Annotated in this window: 3 protein-coding genes; 2 read left to right on the forward strand and 1 reads right to left on the reverse strand. The window is 66.8% G+C overall.

The features are described 5' to 3' along the window. On the forward strand, positions 1 to 1312 hold a 1312-nt coding region (locus tag VFG33_RS26385; RefSeq protein WP_325055650.1), incomplete at its 5' end, for an LLM class flavin-dependent oxidoreductase. A gap of 17 nt (positions 1313 to 1329) precedes the next feature. Here the strand turns inward: VFG33_RS26385 and VFG33_RS26390 are convergent. Beyond that, positions 1330 to 1956: a DUF6308 family protein gene (locus VFG33_RS26390; protein ID WP_325055651.1), complete on the reverse strand. Its 627-nt coding sequence runs from the start codon at positions 1954 to 1956 to the stop codon at positions 1330 to 1332. Between the two features lie 221 nt (positions 1957 to 2177). Here VFG33_RS26390 and VFG33_RS26395 point away from each other — a divergent pair. After that, on the forward strand, positions 2178 to 4659 hold a 2482-nt coding region (locus VFG33_RS26395), incomplete at its 3' end, for a DUF6531 domain-containing protein (RefSeq protein WP_325055652.1).

Below are 4659 nucleotides of genomic sequence, written 5' to 3' on the forward strand. Positions count from 1 at the left end.
GCGGGAGGAGGCCATCGCGATCATCCGCGAGGTCTGGAAGCCCGCTGGTGGGGGTATCCGGCTGGCGGGCAAGCACTACACGCTTGCGGGCGCCAAGCGTGGTCCTGTGCCGGCACATGACGTGGAGATCTGGCTGGGCGCCTACAAGCCGCGAATGTTGCGTCTGACCGGGCGGCTAGCCGACGGGTGGCTGCCCACGAGTGCGTACGCGGCGCCGGACCAACTCGCGGCGATGAACAAGCTCATCGACGAAGCTGCTGTGGACGCCGGACGCGATCCTGCTGCGGTACGGCGGTTGTACAACGTGTCGGGGCGGTTCGACGGGCGAGGCGGGTTCCTGCAGGGTCCGGAGGAGCTGTGGATCGACCAGCTCACCGAGCTGACTCTGACCGAGGGCATGAGCACGTACATCCTGGGTTCCGACGACCCAGACGACATCCGCCGCTTCGCCGAAGTAGCCGCCGGCGTCCGCGAATCCGTAACCGCAGCCCGCACAGCCACAGCCGCCAGTACTACGTCCGCCCGCGACTTCACCACCTCCGGTGCGACCGCCAGCACGTCCGGCGCCTCCGCCACCGCCTCCGCCACCGGCTCCTCGGGCACCGCCACCGGCTCCGCCGCCTCCGGTGCGAGCGGCTCCGTTGCGACCTCCAGTCCGTCCGCCCCGGGCTCCTCCACCGCCTCCGGGCCGGCGGGAGCTGCAGTTCGACAAGGCGGGTTCAGCCTTGCGGCGACTCCTCCGCCGGCTATGCGGCGGAGCGACGTGCTGCCGTGGGACGAGTCGGAGCGACCTACCGGGCCGGAGCGGGACCCCGGTCGCACGTATACGCCGTACGAGCTGGCGTCGGGGAAGCAGTTGATCGACGTACACGATCATCTGCGCGCCGAGCTCGAGCAGATCCGGGACCTGGTCGAGCAGGTGGCGGCCGGTTCGATCGGCATCGGGCAGGCGCGGTCCCACATCAACACGATGACCATGCGGCAGAACAACTGGACGCTCGGCGTGTACTGCGAGTCCTACTGCCGGCTGGTGACCACGCACCACTCCATCGAGGACGCTTCGCTGTTCCCGCATCTGCGCCGCTCGGATCCACGCATGGTCCCAGTGGTCGACAGGCTCCAAGAGGAACACGTCGTCATCCACGACGTCCTGGAAGGCCTCGACAAGGCCCTGGTCGCCCTGGTCGACGGTTCCGGCGACATCTCAAACCTCCGCGCCGCCGTAGACCTCCTGGACGACACGCTCCTATCCCACCTGTCCTACGAAGAGCGCGAGCTAGTAGAACCCCTCGCCCGCCTCGGCGCGATGTAAGGCACCTGCAAGGGGTACTACTTCGCCTCACCAAGCAGGGAGGCGAGGATGTCGAGCAGGCGGAGGGTGGGGGCCTCGGCGAGCACACGGGCGGCTGAGGTCGCAGGCTCGGCGCCCAGGCGGACCTGCAGTACTCCGAAGTCGCGCACGTTCGCCGGGTTGACCAGGTCACGGTGCACGGCTGCCAGGAGATCCGCACCCGCCGACGCGGTGCTGTAGGTCATCCGAATGAAGCTGTCGCTGACCGGGTAGAGGTACGGCCGCTTGAGATGCAGCAGCTTCGACTTCTTCGCCTGGCCGAATCCGCGGTGGCCGGAGAACTTCTCGTCCAACGCGATCGCCGCTTCGAACAGCGCAGTACCGGGCGCAGCATCCTCGAGCCGCGCGCCGACCGGGACCGCGGCGAACTCCTTCTCCGCCTCCACCTCGAGCAGCCACGGAATGTCCAGCGCGCGCAGATCGGACCCGATCACCATCGTCCGCGCCAGATCCTCCAGGGTGACCTTGTCGGGCTCCGAACCGCCGACGTTGGTCATCCCCGGAAGACCGTCGTAGTAGCGCAGCACCGCCCCGTTCGTCTCGGCGTACAGCCGCAATTGAGCGATTGCTTCGTCAACAACGATCTTCCGACTACCGATGTTCATGAGCCACACCCTCACACTCTTCGTGGCAGACCCGCCAGCCGGAATGGGCATCCGACGCCGAATCCGAACTACATCCGGATGCGGTGCATCGTAGGGGACGCCGGGCCTCTCCTCATCACAGGGTGACATCCCCACTTATCCACAGCCCGTAACCAACCCGCCCACCGCCCCTCTCACCCCCATAAACTCTCTGTCACACCCCATCACAGAGCGGAGGCGAGATGACGGCAACCCGACGTCTCCTGTCACTGTTGGTCGCTCTGCTGCTGATCCTTCCCTTGAGTGGTGCGCCGGTTGCGTCTGCTGAAGACGGCACCTGCATCCATGTCGACGTGAGCGTGACCGCGAGCGGCGAGCTACTCACCAAGGGCCCGCAGATTGCCAACGACGGGGGATTCGGCCATGCCGGAACGGGCCAGACCTTCACCTTCCAGGCACGGACGTTCTCGCCGTCGCTGAGTATCTGCGTCATCAAGCTGACCGATCCACGGACCTGGCAGGTGAGTGTCTGGCCGTGCGCGAACCATCCGAAGCCGAAGCCTGCTCGTACGCAGTCGCTCAGTTGGTCCGTCACCGTGCCGCTCGACTGCGAGATCTCTTCGTCGCCCGGGCTCCTCAGTGCCTCGCTGACCAACGGCAAGGGCTCGGCCGGTGGTTACGTCAACATCTACGCCGGCGCGCCCGGCTTCGTCTTGCCCGACAAGCAGGCGCGTGGTCTGTTCGGCCCGTTCGCGATGCAGGCAGACCCGGTCAACTCGCTGACCGGCGCCTTGGCGACCGTCGACACAGATGCGGCGGTTGCCGGACTCGGAGTGCCGCTGACTGTCGAGCGGACGTACAACTCGAACGACGCCGTCGCCGGTCCGCTTGGGCCAGGCTGGCGTCCGTCGTACTCGGATCGTCTGGCGATCGAGGGCAGCGGTGTTCGCTATCTGGCATCGGACGGGCGCGAGATCGCCTTCGCGAAGCGCGGAACCGGCTTCCTCGTCGAGCCAGGGGTTGCTCGATTCAATCTCGCTCGGACCAGCTCCGGATACACGCTGACCAGTTTCGACCAGATGCGGATGCAGTTCTCCACCACAGGTGAACTGGTTTCCATCCTCGATCGCAATGGTCAGGGCGTCGTGGTCACGCGGTCGGACGGCCGGCTCACCTCGGTTGTCAACGGCCGACGTTCCCTGACCTACGCCTACAACGAGCTCGGACTCATCTCGGCGGTGACGTTGTCGGGGCCTGGGGTCGAGTCACGCGTCGTCCATTACGACTATGCCGACGGTCGCCTGACTGCAGTGACGTCACCAGGCGGTCTGAAGACCCGATTCGAGTACGACGGTGCCGGTCGGCTCCGCAGCGAGACCCACGGCGATGCTGCCAAGCCCGCGGTCAGCACCGAGTACGACGCCGACGGTCGGGTGACCGCTCAGACCGATGGCAGAGGCGGCCGCACCACCTGGAGTTGGGAGTCGGCCGGGATTCGCGGCAAGTCCACGATGACCGACCCGACGGGCGGCAAGTGGATCAACGAGTACGAGCGCAACTGGTTGGTGCGGCAGACCGATCCCACCGGTGCCGTCGTGACCTTCCACTACGACTTGGCCGGCAATCTGATCCGCGTCTTCGACGGACTCGGCCACGGCGCGCGGCACAGCTATGACTCGCTCGGCCGGGTCGTTGCCTCGACTGATGCCGGCGGCAACATCACCCGCCAGTCGTACAACAGCTCGAACGACCCGGTCGCCGTCGTCGACCCACTCGGCCGCCGAACCACCTACGCCTATGACTCCCGCGGCAACCTCCTCAGTACTACGTACGCCGGGCGGGCGTCGTCCGCGAGCTACGACGCCCGAGGCCTGGTGTCGTCCGTCCGGGATGTGCTCGGCCGGACGACCCGGTTCTCGTACACATCTGACGGTGACCTGGTCGGCGTCTCGGATCCGGCCGGCCGCATCTCGAAGTACGAGGTCGACGGGTGGGGACGTCAGGTCAAGGCGACAGCGCCGCGAGGCCAGAGCTCCACTGTCACCTATTCCGCGGACGACCAGCCGCTCGAGCAACACGGTCCCCTCGATGTCACCACGAGCCAGACGTACGACGGCCAGGGCCGCCTCGCCTCTGTGACGGACGGCCGTGGGGGAGTTACGCGCTTCCGGTATGACGACGCAGGTCACCTGGTCGGCGTGGAGGGTCCGGACGCGTCGTTGCGAGAGGCAACGGCTGACTTCGACGTATCCGGGCGGCTGACCAAACAAGTCGACGCCAGCGGACGCGCGCAGACCTCCGAGTACGACGCCGCCGGTCGGGTGACAGCGGCAACTTACGGCGGCAGGACGTGGCGATTCGCCCACGACAAGGCCGGCAGACTGGTCCGAACGACGCTGCCGTCAGGAAAGTCCGCCTCCTTCACGCTCGACGCCCGCGGCGCGATGACCCAGATCGACTACTCGGACAAGACTCCGTCTGCTTCGTTCGCCTGGGATGCGGCGGGCCGTCGTACGTCGATGACCGACTCCTCCGGAGTTACCCGCTTTGGCTACGACCCGTTCGACCGGCTGACCTCAGCCACCCGACCCGGTGCGTCGGTCTCGTACCAATGGGATCCGGTCGGCAATCTCCTGTCCCGAGCTGCGGCGGGCCACACCGAGAGCTACACCTGGGACACCGTGGACCGTCTGACCTCTGCGAAGGTCGACGGCAAGACGATGG

Origin of the sequence: Kribbella sp. (assembly GCF_035687465.1) — a bacterium.
In the GTDB taxonomy this organism is placed as follows: domain Bacteria; phylum Actinomycetota; class Actinomycetes; order Propionibacteriales; family Kribbellaceae; genus Kribbella.